The sequence below is a fragment of the Pseudomonas sp. 10S5 genome, assembly GCF_035019745.1.
GTDB lineage: Bacteria > Pseudomonadota > Gammaproteobacteria > Pseudomonadales > Pseudomonadaceae > Aquipseudomonas.
Genome location: NZ_JASJVL010000019.1, coordinates 69,848 through 95,297 on the forward strand (window position 1 = coordinate 69,848; position 25,450 = coordinate 95,297).

22 protein-coding genes and 1 pseudogene are annotated in these 25,450 nt (G+C 54.2%); 15 read left to right on the forward strand and 8 right to left on the reverse strand.

Translation table 11 applies throughout. From position 1 onward, the window contains the following. Nucleotides 1–51: 51 nt before the first annotated feature. Nucleotides 52–282, forward strand: a pseudogene (locus QN378_RS19145) (hypothetical protein); the annotation flags it as partial. Nucleotides 283–337: 55 nt separating this feature from the next. Here the strand turns inward: QN378_RS19145 and QN378_RS19150 are convergent. The 4 genes from QN378_RS19150 to gpmI form a co-directional block, all read right to left on the reverse strand. Beyond that, entirely contained in the window at nucleotides 338–1,138 is an 801-nt protein-coding gene (locus tag QN378_RS19150; RefSeq protein ID WP_407074100.1) for a divergent polysaccharide deacetylase family protein, read from the reverse strand. 1 nt (nucleotide 1,139) lies between these two features. Beyond that, a complete protein-coding gene (locus QN378_RS19155; protein WP_322206318.1) occupies nucleotides 1,140–2,474 on the reverse strand; it encodes a S41 family peptidase in 1,335 nt (444 codons plus the stop codon). Nucleotides 2,475–2,508: 34 nt separating this feature from the next. Then, nucleotides 2,509–3,780 (reverse strand): murein hydrolase activator EnvC, encoded by a 1,272-nt coding sequence (locus QN378_RS19160; protein WP_322206319.1) that lies wholly within the window; start codon nucleotides 3,778–3,780, stop codon nucleotides 2,509–2,511. Nucleotides 3,781–3,925: 145 nt separating this feature from the next. Next, nucleotides 3,926–5,461 carry a 2,3-bisphosphoglycerate-independent phosphoglycerate mutase gene (gpmI, locus tag QN378_RS19165; protein ID WP_322206320.1) on the reverse strand — a complete coding sequence of 512 codons (1,536 nt, stop codon included), beginning with the start codon at nucleotides 5,459–5,461 and terminating at the stop codon, nucleotides 3,926–3,928. Nucleotides 5,462–5,607: 146 nt separating this feature from the next. Here gpmI and QN378_RS19170 point away from each other — a divergent pair, with 146 nt between their 5' ends. Genes QN378_RS19170 through secB form a run of 3 tightly spaced genes read left to right on the forward strand, consistent with a single transcriptional unit; the run spans nucleotide 5,608 to nucleotide 6,805 of the window. Next, nucleotides 5,608–6,021, forward strand: coding sequence for a rhodanese-like domain-containing protein (locus tag QN378_RS19170; RefSeq protein ID WP_322206321.1), 414 nt, complete (start codon nucleotides 5,608–5,610; stop codon nucleotides 6,019–6,021). Between the two features lies 1 nt (nucleotide 6,022). Beyond that, the gene (gene grxC, locus QN378_RS19175) at nucleotides 6,023–6,277 is read left to right on the forward strand and encodes a glutaredoxin 3 (protein ID WP_322206322.1); all 255 of its coding nucleotides are present in this window, start codon (nucleotides 6,023–6,025) and stop codon (nucleotides 6,275–6,277) included. Between the two features lie 39 nt (nucleotides 6,278–6,316). Continuing rightward, entirely contained in the window at nucleotides 6,317–6,805 is a 489-nt protein-coding gene (gene secB, locus QN378_RS19180) for a protein-export chaperone SecB (protein WP_322206323.1), read from the forward strand. Between the two features lie 105 nt (nucleotides 6,806–6,910). On the opposite strand, the gene trmL is transcribed toward secB, so the two are convergent. Further along, nucleotides 6,911–7,366: a tRNA (uridine(34)/cytosine(34)/5-carboxymethylaminomethyluridine(34)-2'-O)-methyltransferase TrmL gene (gene trmL, locus QN378_RS19185; protein ID WP_322206324.1), complete on the reverse strand. Its 456-nt coding sequence runs from the start codon at nucleotides 7,364–7,366 to the stop codon at nucleotides 6,911–6,913. On the opposite strand from trmL, the gene QN378_RS19190 reads away from it, so the two are divergent. The 3 genes from QN378_RS19190 (at nucleotide 7,365) to QN378_RS19200 (ending at nucleotide 11,245) form a co-directional block, all read left to right on the forward strand. Next, nucleotides 7,365–7,805 carry a hypothetical protein gene (locus tag QN378_RS19190; RefSeq protein ID WP_323550843.1) on the forward strand — a complete coding sequence of 147 codons (441 nt, stop codon included), beginning with the start codon at nucleotides 7,365–7,367 and terminating at the stop codon, nucleotides 7,803–7,805. The genes trmL and QN378_RS19190 overlap by 2 nt on opposite strands. Nucleotides 7,806–8,603: 798 nt before the next feature. Further along, a complete protein-coding gene (locus tag QN378_RS19195) occupies nucleotides 8,604–9,986 on the forward strand; it encodes an OprD family outer membrane porin (protein ID WP_322206326.1) in 1,383 nt (460 codons plus the stop codon). A gap of 620 nt (nucleotides 9,987–10,606) precedes the next feature. Next, nucleotides 10,607–11,245, forward strand: coding sequence for a peroxiredoxin (locus QN378_RS19200; protein WP_322206327.1), 639 nt, complete (start codon nucleotides 10,607–10,609; stop codon nucleotides 11,243–11,245). A gap of 159 nt (nucleotides 11,246–11,404) precedes the next feature. Here the strand turns inward: QN378_RS19200 and QN378_RS19205 are convergent, their stop codons facing one another. Together QN378_RS19205 and QN378_RS19210 are read right to left on the reverse strand one after the other, a co-directional pair. Continuing rightward, the gene (locus QN378_RS19205; protein ID WP_322206328.1) at nucleotides 11,405–12,046 is read right to left on the reverse strand and encodes a TetR/AcrR family transcriptional regulator; all 642 of its coding nucleotides are present in this window, start codon (nucleotides 12,044–12,046) and stop codon (nucleotides 11,405–11,407) included. Between the two features lie 120 nt (nucleotides 12,047–12,166). Beyond that, complete coding sequence (locus QN378_RS19210) at nucleotides 12,167–13,543, reverse strand: glutamine synthetase family protein (protein ID WP_322206329.1); 1,377 nt, start codon at nucleotides 13,541–13,543, stop codon at nucleotides 12,167–12,169. A 277-nt stretch (nucleotides 13,544–13,820) separates the two neighbouring features. On the opposite strand from QN378_RS19210, the gene QN378_RS19215 reads away from it, so the two are divergent. From QN378_RS19215 to QN378_RS19250, 8 genes are all read left to right on the forward strand, one after another. Beyond that, nucleotides 13,821–14,597: a gamma-glutamyl-gamma-aminobutyrate hydrolase family protein gene (locus QN378_RS19215; RefSeq protein WP_322206330.1), complete on the forward strand. Its 777-nt coding sequence runs from the start codon at nucleotides 13,821–13,823 to the stop codon at nucleotides 14,595–14,597. 40 nt (nucleotides 14,598–14,637) lie between these two features. Continuing rightward, a complete protein-coding gene (locus tag QN378_RS19220) occupies nucleotides 14,638–15,996 on the forward strand; it encodes a glutamine synthetase family protein (protein WP_323550844.1) in 1,359 nt (452 codons plus the stop codon). Nucleotides 15,997–16,016: 20 nt separating this feature from the next. After that, nucleotides 16,017–17,381, forward strand: a complete 1,365-nt coding sequence (locus tag QN378_RS19225) for an aspartate aminotransferase family protein (protein WP_322206332.1) — start codon at nucleotides 16,017–16,019, stop codon at nucleotides 17,379–17,381. 138 nt (nucleotides 17,382–17,519) lie between these two features. Continuing rightward, complete coding sequence (locus QN378_RS19230) at nucleotides 17,520–18,620, forward strand: polyamine ABC transporter substrate-binding protein (protein WP_322206333.1); 1,101 nt, start codon at nucleotides 17,520–17,522, stop codon at nucleotides 18,618–18,620. 113 nt (nucleotides 18,621–18,733) lie between these two features. Beyond that, nucleotides 18,734–19,828, forward strand: coding sequence for a polyamine ABC transporter substrate-binding protein (locus tag QN378_RS19235; protein WP_322206334.1), 1,095 nt, complete (start codon nucleotides 18,734–18,736; stop codon nucleotides 19,826–19,828). A gap of 57 nt (nucleotides 19,829–19,885) precedes the next feature. Next, nucleotides 19,886–21,028 carry a polyamine ABC transporter ATP-binding protein gene (gene potA, locus QN378_RS19240; protein WP_322206335.1) on the forward strand — a complete coding sequence of 381 codons (1,143 nt, stop codon included), beginning with the start codon at nucleotides 19,886–19,888 and terminating at the stop codon, nucleotides 21,026–21,028. Nucleotides 21,029–21,063: 35 nt separating this feature from the next. Beyond that, a complete protein-coding gene (locus QN378_RS19245; RefSeq protein ID WP_322206984.1) occupies nucleotides 21,064–21,945 on the forward strand; it encodes an ABC transporter permease subunit in 882 nt (293 codons plus the stop codon). Further along, nucleotides 21,942–22,841, forward strand: a complete 900-nt coding sequence (locus QN378_RS19250; protein WP_322206336.1) for an ABC transporter permease subunit — start codon at nucleotides 21,942–21,944, stop codon at nucleotides 22,839–22,841. The genes QN378_RS19245 and QN378_RS19250 overlap by 4 nt, the downstream gene beginning before the upstream one ends. A gap of 107 nt (nucleotides 22,842–22,948) precedes the next feature. On the opposite strand, the gene QN378_RS19255 is transcribed toward QN378_RS19250, so the two are convergent. Next, nucleotides 22,949–25,360: a penicillin acylase family protein gene (locus QN378_RS19255; protein WP_323550845.1), complete on the reverse strand. Its 2,412-nt coding sequence runs from the start codon at nucleotides 25,358–25,360 to the stop codon at nucleotides 22,949–22,951. Nucleotides 25,361–25,450 lie beyond the last annotated feature (90 nt).

A 25,450-nucleotide genomic window follows, 5' to 3' on the forward strand; every position in this document is an offset into this window, starting at 1 on the left:
ATCAATGCCGTCGCGCTTCACTCTAAAGCTGTCATGGACGAAGGCTTACACATGTTCAAACCTGTTCTTCTTAGCGTAATAGGACTCGGCCTTTTACTGGCGAGTGCCGTTAATGCGGCAGAGATGAGTAGCAAGACATCGGTAGTGGATGCGGTATCAACAGGCACAGTCCCTACCTATTCGATAGTGTTACTGACGGAAAATTTTCCGCCTTATAACATGGCTGTGGACGGCAAAAACTTCGCCCCGGAGGGCAGGATTGTCGGCATTGCCGCCGGGGTCGGTTACAGCTCGGTATTTGTAGCGGCGAGCTGTACGCAATCAAAACTTCTGCATATCAGCGATAAACCCCGTTGTTACCGTGCTGGGCCATCGCTTGATTACCGCGCAGGCTGATCATTTGGCGCAGGTTGATCCAGACAATACCTTGTGCTTTGAGCCGCGGTAGTTCGCGTTCAAGTACGTCGAGGGTGACCGGGTAGGGGTGGCCGATAATGACCACGGAGCCTTGCTTATGGGCCAATACCATGGCGGCATTAAGCTGCGCGGTCACGGCTTCAGTGGTGCGCTCATTATCCAGAAAAATATCGCGCGACAAACTGGCCAGCCCAATGCGTTGAGCTTCGGCGGCCGCTACGGTCTTGGCACTGGTGCGGCTGTCGAGCAAGAACAGGTGGCGGCGCTGCAATTCGGCCGCTAGCCAACTCATCGCTACGGGTTCGATCGTCATCCGGCTGCCCATGTGGTTGTTAAGACCCGCCGCGTACGGCACGGCAAGTAACGCAGCATTCAGGCGTTTTTCCAGTTCGGCGAGAGGCAATTCGGGATGCCAGGCAAACGGTCCAGTCGCCGGGTCCATGGGCATGTGCAATATCACGGTCTTGCCCGCATGATGAGCTTGGCGGGCGAACTCGGTGGCGTGTGGCGTGTCTGGCATAATCGCTAGTGTGACTGGCCCGGGGAGGGCCAAGGCACGACTGTCACCGGAAGGGCTCTGACCAAGGTCGTCGATGATCAGGCTGAGGTAAACAACCGGCGGCACGTGGTCAGTCTTCATGAGCTCAACCGGAGCTGCGAAAGCAACGCCGGTCCAGCTTAGCGATAGCGATAACAGCCATTTGGGCAGCCGCACTTGCATATCAGTTACCGCGCGTTACGCTCAAGCCCTTGAGCAAGCTCAATGCCTGGCTCAGTTGGAAGTCATCGTCTTGTGGGCGTGCCTTCGCGGTTACAGCTTTGCTCATCTGAGTAGGCTTATCCGCACCGCCGTTGCCGTTACCCAAGTGACCGGTCAAATCGGCTTCCTTGTAGTTCTCGCTGTCCGCGTCGGAGGTGAACTTGCCGCGGCGTACTTCGATGTCTGGCGAGATACCCTGGGCCTGAATCGACCGGCCGTTAGGTGTGTAATACAGCGCCGTGGTGATTTTAATCGCGCGGTCATTGGCCAGAGGCAGCACGGTTTGCACCGAACCCTTGCCGAAGCTTTCGGTGCCCATCAATACGCCACGCTTCTGGTCCTGCAGTGCACCAGCAACGATTTCTGATGCTGACGCACTGCCGCCGTTGATCAATACCACTAATGGTACGCCTTCGCTGGCGTCAGCCGGGTCGGCGTAAAAGCGCAGCTCGGAGTTGGCAATGCGGCCTTTGGTGTAAACGATCAGGCCTTTGGTCAAAAAATGGTCCGCCACTTCAACCGCGGCCTGCAGCACGCCACCGGGGTTGTTCCGGAGGTCCAGTATCAAACCGCTCATTTTTTTGCCGTTGTCTTTGCGCAGCTTGGCCAATGCTTTTCCGACTTCCTCGCCTGTCTTGACCTGGAACTGGGTGATACGGATATAGCCATAGCCATTTTCCAGCATCTGAGCTTTGACGCTTTTAACCTGAATGGTCGCCCGTACCAGTGATACGTCAAACGGAGTGCCGCCGTCGCGTACCAGGGTTAGCATGATTTTTTCGCCGATTTTACCGCGCATTTTGTCGACCGCTTCCTGCATGGTCTGACCGCGAGTCGGAGCGCCGTTGATTTTGACAATCAAGTCGCCAGCTTCAACACCGGCTTTCGACGCAGGGGTGTCGTCGATGGGTGAGACCACTTTGATAAAGCCGTCTTCGATACCCACTTCGATGCCCAGGCCGCCGAATTCGCCGCTGGTGCTTTGTTGCAGCTCTTCGAAGTCTGCAGGGCCCAGATAAGCAGAGTGCGGGTCAAGATTGCTGAGCATGCCTTTGATGGCGTTTTCCAGCAGCGTCTTGTCATCGACAGGTTCGACGTAGGCGGCTTTGATCCGGTCCATTACCTCGGCGAACGTGCGCAGTTCTTCAAGTGGCAAAGGTGCTTTAGCGGTGGTAACGGTCGTGGCGGCTGGTGCAGGTGCCGCAGGTTTTACGGCTTCTGCGGCGGATGCCAGAGGAGCGCCGATAACGATCGCAATAGCCAGAGCCAGCGAAGTGAGGCGGGACAAATGCAGCATCGAACGAACTCCTAAACCTGAGGTTGGCGCCAGCTTATCCTTGAACATGGCACCATTGCGCTGGGTCACTAGGGCGACCCTGCTGACGTATAGCGAAATACAACGCCGGTGTTTCTTGACCCCCACTGTTACCTACCGTGGAAATCGCTTCACCCGCTTTAACAATATCGCCAGCGTCCTTGAGCAGACTCTGGTTATGGCCGTACAAACTTAAAAAGCCGTTGCCGTGGTCGAGAATGACCAGAAGCCCCGCTCCGCGCAACCAGTCGGCAAACACCACCCGACCGCCGTGAACGGCATGTACCTGGCTGCCGGCAGGGGCGCTGATCATCACGCCATCCCACTTGGTTCGGGCGTCATCGCCGCGCGTGTCACCGAAGCGCGCCAACAATCGACCATCAACAGGCCAAGGAAGTTTTCCCTTTGCTTGCTCAAAAGATCCACCGTAAGACGCGCCTGCGCTGGAAACCAATGCGCCAGGCGCTTTGGCCGGGTGTTTTACCGGTGCTTCTTCATCACGCTGATGCTGATTTTCCGCTTCTTGCTTCGCGATCAAGGCTTTTTGGCGAGCTTCTTCGGCCTCGCGCGCTTGTCGAGCCAAAGTTTCTTCAATGGTTTTCAGCACATTCGCCAGATCGCTTTGTTCTTGCTGGCGGATTTGTAGTTTGTCGTCGCGCGCTTTCACATCCTGATTAAGCTTTGCAAGGACCTGACGGCGTTCTTGGCGAACTTTGTCCAAGGCTTGGCGCTGATCTTCAAGGTTGCTTTTCTGTACTAGCAGCTGCGCTTGCTGCAGATCAATGTCTTTCTCAACGCCCGCCAACTGGCTAAGTGTTTCGTTGAAATTGCGCAGCTGCGCCAAGCGTGCCTGACTTAAATAGTCGTAATACGTCAGCGTCCGAGCGAATTTTTCCGGGTTCTGCTGATTCAACAGCAGTTTCAAGTATTCCTCGCGGCCGCCCTGATAAGCAGCACGGGCCTGAATTGCAATGAGCCGCTGTTGTTCAGCGCGGGAGCTTTGTAGTTTTTTTTTCTCTTGGTCGAGCCGTTGCAGCTCGACTTCAGTCTTTTTTTGTTCTTTTTGCAGGGCCTCCACCTGCTTCTCCAGCTTGCCCATCTCAGTTTCTGTGCCGCGCAGGTCTTTCTGCACGCCGGATTTCTCCTGCTGCAACTCGCCCAGGCGTTTTTTCAGCTCGGTAATATCTTTGCGGGCAGCGTCCAACTGTTGTTGGGTCTGCGCGCGCTCATCGGCGAACGCTGGATTGAGCAAGCACATGAGAACGAGGGCTATCAGGGCGCGAAGCATGGGGCGGGCGACACCAAGGAGGAGTTTGGACAGAGCCTAGTATGCCCGCCACGCGCTGCAAAAAAAACGCCCCAAGGCTACTGCTTTGGGGCGAGTTGGGTAATTAACCGATGCAGGGGGGGTAAATGGCCCGTGTTAGCGCAGTTTATTTAGCCAACAAGATCGAATGACCGGTCATCTCTTCGGGTTTTTCCATACCCATCAACTGCAACATGGTGGGCGCTACATCCGCCAGAACGCCGCCTTCGCGGACGGTTAAATCGCGTTTGCCCACATAGATGAAGGGCACTGGCTGCGAAGTGTGAGCAGTATGTGCCTGACCGGTTTTTTTGTCGGACATCTGTTCAACGTTGCCATGATCTGCGGTGATTAGCGCTTCTCCGCCGACCTTATCGAGCGCGGTGACAATTCGGCCGATACACACATCGAGGTATTCGACAGCCTTGATTGCCGCCGACAGGATGCCGCTGTGACCGACCATGTCGCCGTTGGCATAGTTGACAATGATGACGTCAAACCGCTGTTGTTCGATGGCGTCGACAATTCTGTCGGTAACTTCCGGGGCGCTCATTTCGGGCTGCAGATCGTACGTGGCGACTTTTGGCGATGGGATCAAAATGCGTTCTTCACCGGGGAACGGTTCTTCACGACCGCCAGAGAAGAAAAAGGTCACATGGGCATATTTTTCCGTCTCTGCGATCCGCAGCTGCGTTTTGCCGTTGTTCGACAAGTATTCGCCGAGTACGTTTTTCAGGCTGCCAGCGGCAAACGCTGACGGCGCGGGAATGGTGGCGGCGTATTGCGTGAGCATGACAAAACCGGCCAGTTTCGGCTGGCGGGCGCGCTCGAAACCCTTGAAGTCGTCTTCAACGAAAACGCGCGTGAGCTCGCGCGCGCGGTCCGCACGGAAGTTCATGAAAATTACGGCGTCGCCATCTTCAATCTTGACCTTTTCGCCGATGCTGGTGGCCTTAACGAATTCGTCGTTCTCGCCGCGTTCGTAAGCCGATGCGAGCCCGGCCTCGCTGGTGGCCGCCTGGTACTCGGAAGCGCCGTCGACGATCAGGTTATAGGCGCATGCCACACGGTCCCAGCGATTGTCGCGGTCCATGGCGAAATAGCGGCCAATGATGGTGGCGGTCCGGCCTTTGCCCAGCTTGGTGAAAGTCGCGTCCATCAACTCCAATGACGCCTTGGCGCTGCGAGGTGGCGTGTCGCGGCCATCAAGGAAGGCGTGCAGATAGATTTTTTCTGCGCCTTGTTGAGCGGCCAATTCGGCCATGGCGACCAGATGGTCCTGATGGCTGTGTACGCCGCCAGGGGATAAGAGGCCCAGAATATGCACGGCTTTACCGGCGCTGACGGCTTTATCAACGGCGTCGCAAATAGTTGGATTCTTGAAAAAGTCACCGTCGCGGATTGATTTGGTAACCCGGGTGAAGTCTTGGTACACGACGCGGCCTGCACCGAGGTTCATGTGGCCCACTTCAGAGTTGCCCATCTGCCCGTCCGGCAGACCGACATCCATTCCCGAGCCCGAAATCAGGCCGTTGGGTTGGGTTGCATAAAGGCGATCCATCACCGGCATTTTGGCGTCGAAGATAGCGTTACCGTCGTGGCTATCGCTGTGTCCGAAGCCGTCCAAAATGATCAGAACCAAAGGTTTTGGCGTGGCAGTCATAGAATCCACTCGCGGCTAATGAACGAAGTAAAAAAACAGATCGGCATTTTAAAGCCAAGTTCAAACGGCGTCACTGCCGTACGGGCTTTGGCCGACCTTGGGTGCTGTGTATACTGGCCGCCATTTTAACGCCCTGGAACCTACTGATGGTTGCTCATCTGATTGAATTTGCCACTAACCACTATTTGCTGGCTGGCGCCTTCGCCATTCTGCTGGCGCTGTTGATCGCGACAGAGATCAGCAAAGGTGGTCGCAGCCTCAGCACTCGCGAGCTGACGTCGCTGGTCAACAATGATCAGGGCGTGGTTATCGACGTCCGTCCAGCCAAAGACTTCTTGGCTGGGCATATTGTTGGCGCCCTCAGCTTCCCGCAAGACAAGGTGATTTCTCGGATTGCCGAGTTAGAAAAACACAAGGCCAAGACCCTTATTATCGTTGACGCTCAGGGTCAGCACGCTGGCACTACCGCCCGCGAATTGCTCAAGACAGGTTTTACCGCAGCCAAGTTGTCTGGCGGTATTGCCACTTGGCGTTCCGACAACCTCCCTCTGGTGAAGTGATATGGCTGATGTCATCGTCTATTCGAGCGATTGGTGCCCCTACTGCATGCGCGCCAAGCAACTGCTGGAAAGCAAAGGTGTTGCCTTCGAAGAAGTCAGAGTCGATGGCAAGCCACAGCTTCGCGCTGAAATGACACAGAAAGCCGGACGTACTTCCGTCCCGCAAATCTGGATCGGCGCAAACCACGTGGGTGGTTGCGATGATTTGTTTGCCCTAGAGCGTGCCGGTAAGCTCGACGCGCTGCTTCAGGCTTGAATCCGAAACCCTACAGAACCTTATTAAGAAGGACCTGACATGACCGATCAATCGACTAACAGCGCTGTAGCAGAAGACGCTGAAGCTCCGCAATTTTCCTTGCAGCGAATCTACGTGCGTGACTTATCTTTCGAAGCACCAAAAAGCCCGGCGATCTTTCGCCAGGAGTGGTCGCCAAGTGTTGCCCTGGATTTGAACACTCGTCAGAAGCCGCTGGAGGGCGATTTCTACGAAGTTGTTCTGACGCTGTCAGTTACCGTCAATAACGGCGACGAAGTAGCCTTTATCGTGGAAGTTCAGCAAGCAGGTATCTTCTTGATCAAGGGTCTGGACCCGGCGGGCATGAGCCACACGCTTGGCGCGTTTTGTCCGAACATCCTGTTCCCGTATGCGCGTGAAACCATCGACAGTCTCGTCGTGCGCGGTTCATTCCCTGCACTGATGCTGGCTCCGGTCAACTTTGATGCGCTGTACGCGCAAGAGTTGTCCCGCATGCAGGAGTCTGGCGAAACCCCAACCGTGCAATAAGCGGTAGGTTGAACTGAAAAAGCGCCTTTCGAGGCGCTTTTTTATTGTTTTTTTAAGCGGTGTTTTGCAGGTCCGAGTTCGTGCAGTTGCCCAAGACCGAGATTTTCAAGCGAAATCCATCTGGCGCCATGCTTCATATACTGCAACCGCCACTGTATTCGACAGATTCAAACTGCGGCAGCCTTCGCGCATCGGCAAGCGTAAGCGGTGGTCGCTTGAGAGGGAGTCAAGAATATCAGTGGGCAAGCCGCGGCTTTCCGGGCCGAAAAGAAATGCGTCGCCTTTTTCAAACCGTGCATGGTGAAAGAGCCGCGAGCCTTTTGTGGTAAAAGCAAACAGGCGAGGATGGCCGATACTTTCAAGACAGCTCGGCAAATCAGCATGGGTCTGTAGGTTAGCGTACTCATGGTAATCGAGCCCCGCGCGGCGCAGACGCTTGTCGTCCAACTCAAAACCCAATGGCTCAATCAAATGCAGGGTGCAGCCACTGTTGGCGCACAGCCTGATTATATTGCCGGTATTCGGCGGAATTTCTGGTTGAAAAAGGATGACGTGAAACATGCACGGCTCCGAATTGAAAGGCGGGCAGCATTCTAACCCCGAAGAGGATCCGAGACCGAAACTCTGGCCGAAGGTGCTCGGCTCGATGGCCATTGTGGGTGTGATGGTCGGCTTGATGATCGGTCGGCTGACAGCGCCCGATCCGCTGGAGCTAAAGCAGATTGAACCGATTGATAACGGTCTGGTGTTGTGGTTTAGCGATGAACCGAAAGTGCAGTTTGAGCAGGTGTCGGGTTCGCTGGCAATGCTATTCAATGCGCAAGGGAAATCGCAAAAAGGCGAGTTCAAATTGAGTGGCAAAGATGTTCGCTGGAAAGTGCAACGTGCGGATGGGGGGTTGTTGCTCAACCTGTTAGCAGCCCGCCCTTTGCACGGTGACTGGCACGGTACGAAAGTGGGCGGGCGCTGGAGACTAGAGATCAGTCTCCGACAAGAATAAAAGAGGGGAATCCCCGGCCTGCCTGTACCAAGGTCCCCAAAACTGGGCTGCTTCTAATGTTAAATAAATTATTGCAGGGTGCGTGCCAGTTTTTAATTACGCGCTTGATAAAAGCTGGTTTCTATTTGGAGGGGCATGATGGCGTGAGTTTCTAGCCGTTTTTGGTCGTTTCTGCTGGACGAGCATCAGGTCGGCCAGATGCTTTCAAAATTGTTTTCGCACGTAATGTGAGCATCGAAAGCACGCTAGACACTAAATTGATGCATTTTTAGGGCTCTCGCTATTTTAGCAGTGCTCGCAGGCTTTGATAGACCGATGCCAGCGGCGTCACTCACGCAAAAAAATTTGTAGGAAATACACAAACTGTAACTTTAATTTGAGAAATTTCTGTTGATGTCTTTTAAGTGCTCAGAGCCCGATACGCTACTCATGAGCCATTAATAAGGTCCACGTCACGGTTTTCTTGATGAGAATCGTGATTTAGTTATAAGTGATGATGCTTTTATTCTTTATCTGAATAAAAGTGGATTCTAATGGCGACAAAGCGCTATTGGTTTGGTAGATGCGGTTTAATATTCCATTTTGGTCTGAAAAAGAGCGAAACAATTCTTTTTCGAATAATGAAATATTATTTAATCTCCATCCAAGATTTGGAGAGGCATTAGACCAAGGTCGGTAGATGACAGTATTGTGTTGACTTGATGGTCACACTTTAGTGCTATTCGCACATCCGTGGTGGAAGGGGCGTCAGATCCCCAAGCCTTGGAACACAAGAATTAGAACGTTGAGGAGCAAAACATGAACAAGTCAAGCTTAGCGCTGGCTATCGCTGTTGGCGTATTGGCCCAACAAGCAGGCGCTGCGGGATTCCTGGAAGACAGCAAACTTAATCTCAGTTCCCGTACGTTTTACTACGAGAACGACAACCACGCGCCGTCCGTTACTCAGAACAACCAGCGTGAAACCGGTGAAGTTCTGAAGCTTGACTACATCTCAGGTTTCACTCCAGGCACCATTGGTGTTGGTGTTGACGCCCAGATGCTCTACGGTCTACACCTTGATGGCGGCTCAGGTCACCACCCTGCTACAGGTAACTCTTTCTGGCCAAGCGAGCACGACGGCTCGGCTGTAGATGACTTGGCTCGGGGCGACGCAAACGTTAAGTTCCGTTACTCGAAAACCGAATTGCACGTTGGTGGCGCTTTGGCCCCACAACTGCCAATTTTGCTGTCGAACGACAGCCGTGCAATGCCGCAAAACTTTGACGGTGGCATCATCACGTCCAAAGACATCGATAACGTGACATTGGTTGCTGGTCAGCTGGAACACTCCACTGGTCGTGCATCGACCAACAGCACCGGCCTGTCGGTTGCTGGTGCCTACAACAACAGCAACCAGTTCCGTTTCGCGGGTGGCGATTGGAAGGTCACTAAAGACCTGACTTTGCAGTACTACCACGCAAACCTGGAAGACTTCTACAAACAAGACTTCTTGGGCTTGGTTCACGTCCTACCGTTGGGTAATGATCAGTCGTTCAAGACTGACCTGCGTTACTTCAATAGCCGGTCTGCCGGTAAAAACAGCAGCGGCACCGCTGGTTACGCGTTCAACAACAACGGTGGCTACGCGGACAACGCAGGCGAAGTTAACAACAAAACCTGGAGCTCAATCTTCACTTACCAGTTGGGCGGCAATTCGTTCCTGGCCGGTTACCAGAGTGTTAGTGACAGCGGCGGTTTCGTTCTGCTGAACCAAGGTAACGTGAGCACTGACGGCAAACCTGCCGGCGCGCTGAACAGCGAAGACAACGGCGGCACCAGTTTCTATCTGTTCACTGACTCTATGGTCAACGGCTTCATCCGTGCCGGTGAGAAAACCAAGTTCGCGCAGTATGCTTATGATTTCTCCCGCATCGGCGTTCCTGGCCTGAAAGCCTCGATCACCTACCTCAAGGGTGATGACATCAAGAGCTCTCTCGCTGGCAGCAGCCAGACTTTCTCCGAGTGGGAACGTGATGCGCGTATCGACTACGTGATTCAGACTGGTTACCTGAAAGGCTTCGGTACCACTCTGCGGACCGGTAGCTACCATGTTGGTGGTGATACAACTGTTGGTAACGGCGGCACCCGTAGCACCGATCAGACTCGTCTGATCTTCAACTACACCTACGCTTTCTTTTGACCGTAGCGAGTTGAAGAAGCCCCGCCCTCGTGCGGGGCTTTTTAATGCGTGAGATTTGATGTACGGCGAGTAATGATCCAATTGAATTCGATGCGATTGCAGCACTGACGTTTGGCACATTCGTAAAGATGACAGGACCAGACACAGTAAAGTCCCCACTAACACGACGAAGCCCAGATAGAGCCAAGCCCAAAACCGGGAATTATTTTTGAAGGATTGGCGAAGCCTGCCGGAACGCAGAAGCGGGAAAGCCTTACCCGGAACTGCATTGAGCTGACCCTGCAACACTGGAAGCTTGCTAGATTTGGTTTGTGGATCTTTGGATGAAACGTAATCAACGGTCAGATTGGTAAAACTTAGGTGAGGAATCCGGCTTTACCAACGTTGTGCGTAAAGTATGCCGAGGCATACGTAAATGGGAGGTGAAACAGGTGTGAAAAATAACCCCCCGTTTACTGACATATGTGAAAGTTTCATTGGGCTCTAGTAATGTTATTCGTAAAAAACGTGTTGAAAATTTAAGTTATTCCAAAATATTCTAACTACATCGATATTAATTCTTATTGAAACTCAGAGCCGAGGGGCAGAGTTAGCTAACTATTAATCAAGAGGATTTAATAATGAGCTTAAGACTTGGCGACATTGCCCCCGATTTCGAGCAGGAATCCAGCGAAGGAGACATTCGATTTCATGATTGGTTAGGCGACAGTTGGGGCGTTTTGTTTTCACACCCGGCAGATTTCACCCCGGTGTGCACCACGGAGTTGGGGTTCACCGCCAAGCTCAAAGATGAGTTCGCCAAGCGCAATGTGAAGGCCATCGCGCTCTCAGTTGATCCCGTCGATTCTCATGTGAAATGGATTGATGACATTAATCGCACCCAAAACACCTCGGTCAATTTTCCTATCTTGGCGGACGCTGATCGTAGAGTCTCAGACCTGTACGACCTGATCCATCCCAATGCCAATGACACCCTGACCGTGCGCTCTCTGTTCGTGATTGATCCGAATAAAAAAATTCGGCTGACCATCACTTACCCCGCCAGCACGGGACGTAATTTTCATGAAATTCTGCGAGTAATTGACTCGCTGCAATTGACCGATAACTACAAGGTCGCGACCCCCGCAAATTGGCAGGATGGAGATGATGTGGTAATTGTGCCGTCAATCAAGGATGAAGACGAAATCAAGCAGCGCTTTCCCAAGGGTTACACCGCAGTCACCCCTTACTTGCGCTTGACCCCACAACCTAATCGTTAGCAGTTTCGTGTTTTAAAAGGGCCGATAGCAAACAAGCTCGGCCTTTAGATATCTGCATTCCTGTTTTGCTCTTGGTACGGGTTATCGAGAGCCGACAACTCAGAGTTTCATCGTGCCAACGAGCTGAGACGCAAGCACCGGGAAGATCCGGCCAGTGAGTCAGCTGTCAAGCGACTCCCGCTTGGGCAGATAAGGTGGCAAATACAGCCCTAAGTAAGCGTCGAACACACGCATGCCTTCTTCAGCTAAACGCGGCGTGATCTCGTTGTGCAACTGTATCGAGCGCGCATAGACCCGGTCACCCAGTTCCATCGCCAAGGCAAAAACATCAACGTCGACAGGCATCGCCGGAAGCTGGAAATGCCGGTTGAAAAGCTCCTGCATTAGGTGGCCCAGCTCAATGTCGTGCTGACGGTCGGCTTGGGTCACCTCGGTCAGGCCGTGTTGCGCGAGGATCAATTGGCGGGCGGCGGCATCGGCGCTGTAGATGCTCAACATTCGAAGTTCAACCAAGCGCGACAAGTCATGCCAGCTGCTGAGCTGATCGTGCGCTATGGGCGCTTGTAGGCAGGCGCGGAAGGCCGCATGGATATCGGCGGTCAAGGCTTCGAGCAGGGCTGGAACGCTGGCGAAAAAGTGATACACCGACGATGGTGGAATCTGCGCGCGTTCGGCCACCAAGTAAATCGACAAACTGGCCACGCCTTCGGTGGCAAGCAGCGTGCGGGCGGCGTCGAGAATCGAATCGATACGGGCTTGGCTGCGAGCGCGGGGTTTGCGGGCGGTGACGGGGCGAGTCATGGATGATTTCCGGTGCAGGGGCAGCGGGGATTGTACGCGACACATTGGTCTCCCAGCTCGGGACGACAAAAAACGCCGCAAGCCCATAAGGCCGACGGCGTTCTTTTTTACGGCACAGCGTTACACCGTGTGCAGGTACCAGTTGTACTCAAGGTCGGAGATGGAGTGTTCGAACTCTTCCAGCTCGCTTTCCTTGCAGGCGACGAAGATATCGATGTATTTCGGATCGATATAGCGCGCCATGATTTCACTGTCGTCCAGCTCGCGCAGGGCATCGCGCAAGTTGTTGGGCAGGCTTTGTTCGTTCTGCTCGTAGGAGTTGCCTTCCACGGGTGCGCCTGGCTCGATCTTGTTGGTCAAGCCGTGGTGCACGCCCGCCAGCACGGAGGCCAGCAGTAAGTAAGGGTTGGCATCGGCACCGGCTACCCGGTGTTCGATACGTACAGCGTCTGCCGATCCGGTTGGTACGCGCAAGGCGACAGTCCGGTTATCCAGGCCCCAGCACGGCGAGTTAGGCACATAAAACTGTGCACCAAAACGACGGTAGGAGTTGACGTTCGGGCACAAGAACGCCATCGACGCCGGTAGGGTCTCGAGCACACCGCCGATCGCGTGGCGTAACGCGGCGTTCTGCTCGGGATCCTCGCTGGTAAAGATGTTTTTGCCATCGCGATCAAGAATCGAGATATGGACGTGTAAACCGTTACCTGCCTGACCCGGATAGGGTTTGGCCATAAAGGTCGAGTCCATTTCGTGGTCGTAGGCGATGTTTTTGATCAAGCGCTTAAGTAGCACCGCGTAATCGCACGCTTTGATTGGGTCAGCGACATGGTGCAAGTTCACTTCGAACTGCGCCGGGGCACTTTCCTTGACGATGGCGTCAGCCGGAATGCCTTGTTCTTTGGCACCTTCCAGAACGTCCTGGAGGCAGTCAACGTATTCGTCGAGGTCGTCGATCAGGTAAACCTGAGTCGAATGAGGGCGTTTGCCAGAAATCGGCGAGCGCGGTGGCTGGGGACGACCGTTCACGTTCTCCTGATCGATCAGGTAGAACTCAAGTTCGAACGCGGCGCAAATAGTCAGGCCCATTTCATCGAACTTGCTGACGACCTGACGCAGAACTTCGCGGGGGTCGGCAAAGAAGGGTTCGCCTTCTATTTCGTGCATGGTCATCAGCAACTGCGCAGTAGGGCGCTTTTGCCAAGGTTCGTTGCAGAGAGTGCCGGGGATTGGATAACAGATTCGGTCAGCATCACCGATATCCAGACCCAGACCGGTGCTTTCTACCGTCGAGCCATTGATGTCCAGGGCAAACAGAGAGGCAGGCAAGTTAATGCCTTTCTCGTAAACCTTATGGAGGCTGGTGCGTTCTATGCGCTTACCGCGCACTACACCATTCATATCTGCAATCAGAAGGTCGACGTACAGAACCTCAGGATGTTCCTTAAGGAACGCGTTCGCTTCGTTAAGCTGAACGGCACGCGGGGGTACCGACATGATGAAACACCTTTGTTGTTAAAAATATCAATCATCGAGCGTTGCGGGTTTCAGTCAATCCGAAAGCCATGATGAAGTCAATAGAGCCTTTTTTTGCCCCAAAAAAGCACTGGAGGGGGCTTTTTGCGGCAATTTAGGGCAAAAAAAGCGTATCTAAGTTCATGGGATATGCGGGCTTGAGCGGGCTGTGTTCTATTTTTTACGGGGGTGTTGTGTAAAAAAATGAACAAGGCTAAGCTCGATTGCAACCCAAAATAGCAATAATACCGGGGGTCCCATGTCTCGCCTGCCGTTAATCGGCGTGACCGCCTGCACTAAGCAGATTGGTCTGCACAGTTATCACATCAGTGGTGACAAATATGTACACGCAGTCGCTCTTGCTGCTAAGGGCCTGCCACTGATCCTGCCTTCACTGGCCGAATTACTCGACCCTGCCGACCTTCTTTCCAGTCTTGATGGGCTCCTGTTTACCGGGTCGCCCTCCAATGTCGAGCCCTATCACTACGGCGGCCCAGCCAGTTTGCCAGGCACTGATCATGATCCTGAACGCGATCGCACCACCTTACCGTTGATTCGTGCAGCTGTGGCCGCGGGCGTACCGATATTGGGTATCTGCCGAGGCTTTCAAGAAATGAATGTCGCGTTCGGCGGGAGCCTGCACCAGCAGGTTCATGAAGTCGGAACGTTCATGGACCATCGTGAGCAAAGTGACGATCCGCTCGACGTCCAATACGGTCCCAGTCATACGATGTATATCCAGCCAGGCGGCGTTCTTGCAGCTCTCGGCTTACCGAGTGAAATCGAAGTCAACTCGATTCACGGACAGGGCGTTGAGCGTCTGGGGCTTGGCTTGCGCGTCGAAGCGCTGGCGCCGGATGGGCTGATTGAAGCGATTTCGGTCGAGGCAGGCTTAAGTTTTGCGTTGGGCGTGCAATGGCACCCTGAATGGCAGGTCACCTCGAATCCGAACTACCTTGCGATCTTTCAGGCATTTGGCGATGCCTGTCGAGCGCGGGCGAAACTACGCGACGCAGACGCGTTAAAACGTGCCTGAGTCCTCATCGGGCCCAGGTTTTATGACCCATGAGGTATTTATGAGTAACAACCTCGATCAGCTCACGGATTGGTTGAAAGAGCACAAGATCACCGAAGTCGAATGCATGATCAGCGACCTCACCGGGATCACTCGTGGCAAGATTTCACCCACTAATAAATTCATCGCCGAAAAAGGCATGCGGCTGCCGGAGAGCGTGTTGCTGCAGACGGTCACCGGTGATTATGTCGAAGATGACATCTATTACGAACTGCTGGACCCGGCCGACATCGACATGATCTGCCGCCCCGATCAAAATGCCGTGTTTCTTGTCCCATGGGCCATCGAGCCTACCGCCCAAGTCATTCACGACACCTACGACAAGCAGGGCAACCCCATTGAGTTGTCTCCGCGCAACGTATTGAAGAAAGTTCTTAAACTCTATGCCGACAAAGGCTGGCAGCCCATTGTGGCGCCAGAGATGGAGTTTTATCTGACCAAGCGCTGCGAAGATCCCGATTTCCCGTTGCAGCCGCCGATAGGCCGCTCCGGTCGCCCGGAAACCGGGCGTCAATCCTTCTCTATAGAAGCCGCCAACGAATTCGATCCGCTGTTCGAAGATGTTTATGACTGGTGTGAGTTACAGAACCTGGATCTTGATACGTTGATCCACGAAGACGGCACGGCCCAAATGGAAATTAACTTCCGTCACGGCGATGCATTGTCATTGGCGGATCAGATTCTGGTGTTCAAGCGCACCATGCGCGAAGCCGCGCTCAAGCACGATGTAGCTGCCACCTTCATGGCCAAGCCCATGACCGGAGAGCCGGGCAGCGCGATGCATTTGCATCAGAACGTCATTGATGTCGCTACCGGCAAAAACATCTTTTCTAATGAAGACGGGACGATGAGTGAGTTGTTTTTGTGCCACATCGGTGGACTGCAAAAATTTATCCCTGAACTGCTGCCGTTGTTCGCGCCGAACGTAAATTCGTTCCGCCGTTTTCTGCCCGATACTTCTGCGCCAGTGAACGTGGAGTGGGGCGAAGAGAACCGCACAGTCGGGTTGCGCGTACCGGACGCTGGCCCGCAAAACCGTCGTGTGGAAAACCGCCTCCCAGGGGCCGATGCCAACCCTTATCTGGCGATTGCCGCCAGCCTGTTGTGTGGCTTTATCGGCATGGTCGAGGCAATCAACCCCAGTGCGCCGGTCGTCGGGCGAGGTTATGAGCGGCGCAACCTGCGCCTGCCACTGACCATTGAGGACGCGCTGGAACGGATGGAAAACAGCAAGACTATCGAAAAATACCTCGGCAAGAAGTTCATCGTTGGTTACGTCGCAGTCAAGCGTGCCGAGCATGAGAATTTCAAGCGCGTGATCAGCTCCTGGGAACGTGAGTTCCTGCTGTTCGCGGTCTGATAAATACGGAGAATTGCGGTATGAGTACCAGCACAACACAAACGCGCCAATGGCAGGCCCTGAGCCGAGATCATCACTTAGCGCCGTTCAGTGACTACAAACAACTGCAGGAAAAAGGCCCACGCATTATTACTCGCGCCAAGGGTGTTTACCTGTGGGACAGCGAAGGCCACAAAATTCTCGACGGCATGGCCGGTCTCTGGTGCGTCGCCATCGGTTATGGTCGCGAAGAACTGGCAGATGCCGCTAGCAAACAAATGCGTGAGCTGCCTTATTACAACTTGTTCTTCCAAACCGCCCACCCGCCGGTGCTGGAATTGGCTAAAGCCATTTCCGATATCGCGCCCGAAGGCATGAATCATGTGTTTTTCACCGGTTCTGGTTCGGAAGGTAACGACACCATGCTGCGTATGGTCCGTCATTACTGGGCTATCAAGGGGCAGCCGAGCAAGAAGATCATTATCAGTCGGGTCAACGGTTATCACGGCTCGACAGTGGCGGGCGCCAGCTTGGGCGGCATGACTTATATGCATGAGCAGGGCGACTTACCGATTCCGGGCATCGTCCACATTCCTCAGCCGTATTGGTTCGGTGAAGGCGGCGACATGAGTCCGGACGAGTTCGGGGTGTGGGCCGCCGAACAACTGGAAGCGAAGATTATCGAGTTGGGCGTCAATAACGTGGGTGCTTTTATTGCCGAGCCGATTCAGGGCGCGGGCGGCGTGATCGTTCCGCCTAAAACCTATTGGCCGAAAATCAAAGAGATTCTCGCCAAGTACGACATTTTATTCGTCGCCGATGAAGTGATCTGCGGATTTGGTCGCACCGGTGAGTGGTTCGGGTCCGATTTCTACGATCTCAAGCCGGACATGATGACCATCGCCAAAGGCCTGACCTCGGGATATATCCCCATGGGCGGACTGATCGTGCGCGACGAAGTGGTCAAGGTGCTTAATGAAGGCGGCGATTTCAATCATGGCTTTACCTATTCCGGGCATCCGGTGGCGGCGGCTGTCGCCCTGGAAAACATTCGAATCTTGCGCGATGAAAAAATCGTCGAGCGCGTAAAGGCTGAAACGGCACCTTATTTGCAAAAGCGTTTACGTGAGCTGAATGATCACCCGCTGGTCGGTGAGGTTCGGGGTGTTGGACTGTTGGGCGCGATTGAGTTGGTGAAAGATAAGGCCACTCGCGAGCGTTATGTCGGCCAAGGTGCTGGCATGATCTGCCGGACATTCTGCTTTGATAACGGCCTGATCATGCGTGCGGTAGGTGACACCATGATCATTTCGCCCCCCTTGGTCATTAGTTTTGCCGAAATCGACGAATTGATCACCAAGGCGCGCACCTGCCTTGATCTGACGTTGCATGTATTACAAGGCTAAGTGCTAGGCTCAGCCGGAAAAAAGAAAAGGCGGATTCGGCGGTCTTGAAGGCCGCCCAAAATCTTGCCAGACAACCGACTGTTTCAGTAATCAGTCACCGCGACCTAACGGTAGTGTTCTAACAATGGAGCTCCACGCATGAAAATATTTGGCAAGACCCTTCTCGCCTTATCCCTTATGGGTGTGGTGGCCGCCGCTGCTCAGGCCGACGATAAAGTACTACACGTCTATAACTGGTCGGACTACATTGCACCGGACACCATCGCCCAGTTTGAAAAAGAGTCGGGTATCAAAGTCGTCTATGACGTTTTTGACAGCAACGAAACTCTGGAAGCCAAGTTGCTGGCTGGTAAATCCGGGTACGACATCGTGGTGCCGTCCAACAACTTCCTGGCAAAGCAGATCAAGGCTGGCGTCTATTTGGAACTGGACAAGTCCAAGCTGCCAAACTGGAAAAATCTTAACCAGAGTCTGCTAAGCACGGTCGGAAAAGCTAGCGACCCGGGTAATAAGCATGCGTTCCCGTACATGTGGGGTTCGATCGGGATTGGTTACAACGCCGAGAAAGTCAAAGCCGCATTGGGCGCAGACGCACCGGTGAATTCATGGGACCTAGTGTTCAAGCCCGAGAACGCAGCCAAGCTCAAGGACTGTGGTATCAGCTTCCTCGACTCACCGACCGAGATGATGCCGATTGCCCTGCATTACTTGGGTTTCGCGACCAACACCCAAGACAAGGACCAGATCAAGAAGGCTGAACAGCTGTTCCTTAAAATTCGTCCGTCAGTGGCGTACTTTCACTCCTCCAAATACATCTCCGACCTGGCCAACGGCAACATCTGCGTAGCGGTCGGTTATTCGGGTGACGTGTATCAGGCCAAAGCCCGTGCTGCTGAAGCCGGCGACAAGGTCAAGGTCAGCTACTCGATTCCGAAAGAAGGCGCTGGCAGCTTTTACGATATGGTTGCCATCCCTAAAGACGCCGAGAACGTTGAAGGGGCTTACAAATTCATGAACTTCATCATGAAGCCGGAAATCATGGCGGCCATCACCAACAGCGTGCACTTCCCGAACGGCAACGCGGCGGCTACAGCCTTGGTTGATAAAGACATTACTAGCGACCCAGGCGTTTATCCACCGGCTGAGATCCAGGCAAAACTGTATGCCATCAGCGATTTGCCAGCACCCACGCTGCGCTTGCTGACACGCAGCTGGACCACCATCAAATCCGGTAAATAACGGCTTTCTGCAGGTGCTAACTTGTTGGCGGGGCGGTATGCGCGACAATCCGCTTCGCCAACAAGTTGGCTACTACAGATCTCGGGCAAAGGCCTAACAATAAGGACCACCCCATGCGCATTTCTTTATTTCGTAAAACCATGCTGGCGGGAGCAAGCCTGGCCTTGGCGGTCAGCGCTTATGCGGCACCTACTGTGCATATTTATAATTGGTCGGATTACATTGGCGAAACTACGCTGGTGGATTTTGAAGCGGCTACTCATATCAAACCGGTGTACGACGTTTTCGATTCCAACGAGACCCTCGAAGGCAAATTGCTCGCGGGGCATACCGGGTACGACGTGGTCGTGCCGTCTAATCATTTTTTAGGCAAGCAGATTAAAGCGGGTGCCTTTCAGAAGCTCGACAAATCCAAGTTGTCCAACTATGCAAATCTCGACCCGGCGCTGCTCAAACGTTTGCAAAAGAACGATCCGGGTAATCAATACGCTGTGCCTTATCTGTGGGGCACCAACGGCATCGGCTACAACGTCGATAAAGTGAAAGCGGTGCTTGGTGTCGATAAAATCGATTCTTGGGCCATGCTGTTCGAGCCGGAAAACATCAAGAAACTGTCAAAGTGCGGCGTCGCTTTTCTCGACTCGGCTGATGAAATGATTCCCGCAGTGCTCAACTACATGGGCCTGAAACCGAACAGTGAAGACCCTAAGGATTACGCCAAAGCTGAGGCGAAATTGCTGGCGGTGCGGCCGTATATAACCTATTTCAACTCGTCGAAATACATCACTGATCTTGCTAACGGGAACATCTGCGTCGCAGCCGGTTTTTCCGGTGATGTTTTCCAGGCGCGGGCCCGTGCAGCCGAAGCCGGTAGGGGTGTGAAAATTGCGTATGCGATTCCCAAAGAGGGCGGCAATCTGTGGTTTGACATGCTCGCGATACCCAGCGACGCGCCTAATGTCAAAGAGGCCCATGCGTTTATCAACTATTTGCTGAAACCTGAGGTGATCGCCCAGGTCAGCGACACCGTCGGTTATGCCAACCCGAACCCAAAGGCTGACAAGCTGATGGATCAAAAGGTACGGACCGATGCTGCGGTTTACCCACCGCAAGAGGTGCTGGACAAGCTCTACGTCAGTGCTGAATTGCCACCTAAGGTGCAACGATTGATGACCCGCAGCTGGACCAAGGTCAAGTCGGGCAAATAAAAAATCCGGGCCCGGCTGTATTGGTCGGGCTGAAAATTTTGTTGGGAGTTCCACCACATGGCAGTTGCCTCCGGCGCCTATAAGAAAGCCCTCGAGGGTGATCAGCAACCTAAACAGGTGCTGGTCAAAATCGACCGGGTCACGAAGAAGTTCGACGAGACGATTGCCGTGGACGATGTGTCCCTGCAGATCAACAAGGGCGAAATTTTTGCGTTGCTCGGGGGATCTGGTTCAGGAAAATCTACTTTACTTCGTATGCTTGCGGGCTTCGAGCGACCCACCGAGGGGCGAATTTACCTCGACGGCGTCGACATTACCGATATGCCGCCTTACGAGCGGCCGATCAACATGATGTTTCAGTCCTACGCACTGTTCCCGCATATGACTGTGGCGCAGAACATCGCCTTCGGTTTGAAGCAAGACAAAATTTCCAGTCAGGAAATAGACGCCCGTGTCGCGGAAATGCTCAAGCTGGTGCAGATGAGCGAATACGCCAAGCGTAAACCGCATCAACTGTCAGGCGGCCAGCGGCAGCGGGTGGCCTTGGCGCGCTCGTTGGCGAAAAAACCGAAGTTGCTGCTCCTCGATGAACCGATGGGCGCACTGGATAAAAAGCTGCGTTCGCACATGCAGCTCGAATTGGTGGAAATCATCGAGCGCGTCGGCGTGACCTGCATCATGGTGACCCACGATCAGGAAGAGGCCATGACCATGGCCCAGCGCATTGCGATCATGCATTTGGGCTGGATTGCGCAGATTGGCAGCCCGATCGACATCTACGAAACCCCCACCAGCCGTTTGGTCTGTGAATTCATCGGCAACGTGAATTTGTTCGAAGGCGAGGTGATCGAAGACGCCGAAGGCCATGCGCTGATCTCAAGCCCGGAACTGGAACGCAATATTTACGTCGGCCATGGCATCAGTACGTCCGTGGAGGACAAGCGCATCACCTACGCGATTCGTCCCGAAAAACTGTTGGTTACGACCGAGATGCCGACCTGCGAGCACAACTGGTCTCGGGGCAAAGTCCATGACATCGCTTACTTAGGTGGGCATTCGGTGTTCTACGTGCAACTGCCTTGCGGCAAGCTGGTTCAGTCGTTCGTGGCCAATGCCGAGCGCCGTGGTGCACGACCGACTTGGGATGACGAAGTGTATGTCTGGTGGGAAGACGACAGTGGCGTGGTGCTGCGCTCATGAAAAATCAGAAATTTCAGCGCGCACTGACTCGAATAATTCCCGGTGGCCGGCAGATGGTCATTGGGGTGCCCTTTATTTGGATGTTTTTGTTTTTCATGCTGCCTTTCATCATCGTGCTGAAAATCAGCTTCGCTGAAGCAGACGTAGCCATCCCGCCATACACCGAGATTTTCAGCTTCGTTGAACAGAAGTTCTCGATGATCCTGAACTTCGGTAACTACGCGTTGCTCGGCAACGACGAGTTGTACATCGCCGCGTACCTGGGCTCGCTGAAGATGGCCTTTTTCAGCACGCTGCTGTGCTTGTTGATTGGCTATCCCATGGCCTACGGTATCGCCACGGCGAAAAAAGAAAGCCAGACCGTTTTGCTGTTGTTGATCATGATGCCGACGTGGACCGCGATCCTTATTAGGGTCTATGCGTGGATGGGCATCCTCAGCAATAACGGGCTTTTGAACTCATTCCTGATGTGGTTGGGCGTGATCAATGAACCCCTACACATCCTCAACACCAATGTGGCGGTGTATATCGGCGTGGTCTATTCGTACCTGCCGTTCATGATTTTGCCGTTGTTCGCGAACTTGGTGAAGCACGATCAGAGCTTGCTGGAGGCCGCGTCCGATTTGGGTTCCAGTACGTTTAACAGCTTCTGGAAGATCACTGTGCCGCTTTCTAAAAACGGCATCATCGCCGGCTGCATGCTGGTGTTTATTCCCGTGGTCGGCGAGTTTGTGATCCCGGAACTGCTCGGTGGCCCCGAGACGTTGATGATTGGTCGAATACTCTGGCAAGAATTCTTTAACAACCGTGACTGGCCGGTGGCGTCAGCGTTGGCGGTGGTTATGTTGGCGGTATTGATTGTGCCGATAATCTTGTTCAACCGCAGTCAGGCTAAAGAACTGGAGGCGAAAGCATGAAGGCTTTCAGGTTCTCAAACGTGATGCTGGTACTTGGGCTGGTATTTATTTATGCGCCCATGGTCATCTTGGTTATTTACTCCTTCAACGCCTCCAAGCTGGTGACGGTGTGGGGCGGATGGTCGATCAATTGGTACGTCGGACTGCTGGACAACACGCAACTGATGGGAGCGGTGGCGCGTTCGCTGGAAATCGCCTGCTATACGTCGGTCGCCGCTGTGGCGTTGGGGACAATGGCGGCGTTCGTGCTGACCCGCATCGCGCACTTCAAAGGCCGCACCCTGTTTGGTGGGCTGGCAACCGCGCCGTTGGTAATGCCGGAAGTGATCACCGGTCTGTCACTGTTGCTGTTGTTTGTGTTCATGGCGCAATTGATCGGTTGGCCGCAAGAGCGCGGCATCGTCACGATCTGGATTGCCCACACCACGTTCTGTTCTGCTTATGTATCAGTGGTAGTTTCGGCACGCTTACGTGAGCTGGACATGTCCATCGAAGAAGCAGCCATGGACCTTGGCGCGCGACCGTGGAAGGTGTTCTTCCAGATCACGATTCCAATGATCGCACCGTCGCTGGCAGCGGGCGCCATGATGTCGTTTGCCCTTTCGCTGGATGACTTGGTACTTGCAAGTTTTGTCTCTGGCCCGGGTTCAACCACCCTGCCGATGGAAGTATTCTCGGCCGTGCGCTTAGGGGTTAAACCGGAAATCAACGCAATTGCCAGTTTGATCCTGTTGGCAGTGTCGATTGCAACGTTCATGGTCTGGTTCTTTAGCCGTAGAGCTGAAGACTCGCGTAAGCGAGCCATCCAATTGGCCGTCGACGAAGCCGCAGCCGAGTCATGGAAACAACCCGACCCACGTCGCGCTCCTATGCCCAAGGCCGTGGAGCCAGCGTAGGCCAGAGGTTTGCGGCATATCATCTGTAGAACCAACTTGTTGGCGAAGCGTGGTACCAGACACACCGCATCAAGCCTCTCGCCAACAAGACCGTATCTACAGGGATTTTATCTAGCTGGCACCAACCTCAAAATTTCCTTGGTACTCGCCGCCACATCTGCCTCGTCAAAATGCTGCGGCACGTATCCGCCTTCGACATAGGTCTTGGCCTGATCCGAATAGTGCTTATCAAATAGCACGCCGCTTTGTCCAACCGGGTTGATCCCCAAGCTGTGGGCCGGATCGGCGAAATCAATCAAGCGCCGTGTCGATGGCCCGTAGATCACTCGCCATGGCGCTTGACTGATACGCGCAGACAGGTTGTTTGGCACCTCATGAGTACCTGGCGCCGGGAACGGGCCGACGTTGAATAGCTTATCCAACGGCTTTTGCATGCCCAGCGGGTGTTCGTGGGTCAAGGTGTGAGCTTTACCCCACTGCCAATCAAACGCGTTGTCGCCATACACGGCTCTGAGGTGCGAAACGCTCTCGTGCCATGCTTGCTTAACGATGTCGGCGCGGGATTCTTTGACCGGTGTATTGCGGTTGTCCCACCACGGCGAATCGGCGTCGGCGGCCAATCTTGGCAGGGCAGCATCAATCACTCGCGTTGCTAGCAGCGAATCGAAAAAGCCATCGCCCAACTCGTCGCGCATTGTGGCGTTGATCAGGTCATAGACGAACTCGTTGAACAGCGTGGCGCCTACCGAATCCAGCGAATAGTCGCCCTTCCAGCTTGCCAACCGCTCTACCAGAGCCCGTTCTTCAGGATCGGTCACCGCGCTGCGCAACACCGGGATCAGGGGTTTTAACACACGTCCGGCATACGCCGTCTGCGTACCGAGTTGCAGCTTTTTACTGTTCTGCAGATCCCATTTCACCGCTGGATCACTCAATTGCCTATTCAACTGTTGGCCCCGATCGGGGAGATTGTAATAACCGGGAATTTCCATTCCGGTCGGTGATAAGGGTTGAGCGTTGGCCGACACGATATAGCCCCGTGCCGGATTTTCTTCCTGTGGGTTGGCGCTGAACGGATAGAAACCGCCCTTGTCAGCCTCGGCGGTGCCCCCGTCGAGAATAAACGTGGGATTGACCCCCTCGGGGCGAATCGGCAATTGCGCGGCGGCCCACCAGCCGATGTCGCCGTTGGCGTTGGCCCAGACGATGTTCAGCCCTGGCGATTGAATCTTCTGTGCCGCCGTGCGCATTTTGCTCAAGGTGTCAGCGCGATTGGCCTCGTAGAAACCTTCTATGATCGGGTTTTCGGATTCCAGAAATGACCACCACATAGCAATCGGCGTCGGGCCCGTCAACGCACCCAGCGCATCGTTAACGATCGGGCCGTGGGGTGAGCGCCGCAGATCCAGGGTTATTGCCGGCAAACCCTTGATCAGAATCTGCTGCTGGCTGTGGGTCATGTCGACCCAGCCACCGTGATACCACACCTGATTAGGGTTACCGGGATTGACCCGCTCGGCGATCAGGTCAACGTCGTCGTTCTGAAACATGGTCAGACTCCAGCCGAAGTCACGGTTGTGCCCCAGCGCCGCAAACGGGTCCAGCGGCTGATGATGCCCATACAGTTCGAAGCCGGGTGCCGACAGGTGCGCCTCGTACCACACCGACGGCACCGAGAAACGAATGTGCGGATCACCCGCCAGCAGCGGCTTGCCACTTTTGGTCCGACTGCCGGAAATTACCCAGGCATTACTGCCTTCAAACTGCGGCAGCCCGGCGTCTTCCAGCGCGCGTTGGCTGAGTTGAGCCAGGGCGTCCAAACCTTTCCAGTCAGCGCTGACGAGTGCCGGTGATGGGCCTTGAGTCTGGCCAAACGCGCCCTTGGGCTGCCAAGCCAAATCAAAAATGCTCAAATACTCCGGCCCTAACTCATCGCGGATGTAGGTCAACAATGGTTCGGTGCGAAACGCGGCGGCAAAGCTGTAGGCCATATAGCCGGCGACGCTCAAGGTGTCGGCGGCAGTAAAGGGTCTTTTTTTGATGCCCAATACATCGAACTCGATGGGGCTGGAGTGTGTGTCTTGATACTGGTTGATGCCATCCAGGTAGGCTTCAAGGGCTTGCCATGACGGCGCCTGCTTGTCCTGCTGCGCGACAATGGCGTCGGCGCGCTCGCGAATCCTCAGGCTGCGGAACAGTTTATCTGTGCTCACCAGTTTAACGCCCAGCACTTCGGATAATTCGCCACGGGATAGGCGTCGCATCATTTCCATCTGAAACAGTCGATCTTGAGCCTGCGCATAACCTAGAGCGCGATACATATCCGTCTCGTTTTCAGCGTTGATATGCGGCACACCACGTTCGTCATAACGCACGGTGACTGGCGCTTGCAGGTGCTTGAGCGACATCTCGCCCTGACGCGTCGGTTGCTTGCTGTTGACGTACCAAAAACCTCCGCCAGCGAGGATGACAATGACGACGGCGAGAAGAAGGGCGAGAAAGGTTAGGCCGCGTTTCATCTAAAGTCCTGTCATTGATAGGTCTGAATTTGCAGGCTACAGATTTGCTTTGACGGTGTGTAGTCAACGGCAGAATGACGGCATATCCAC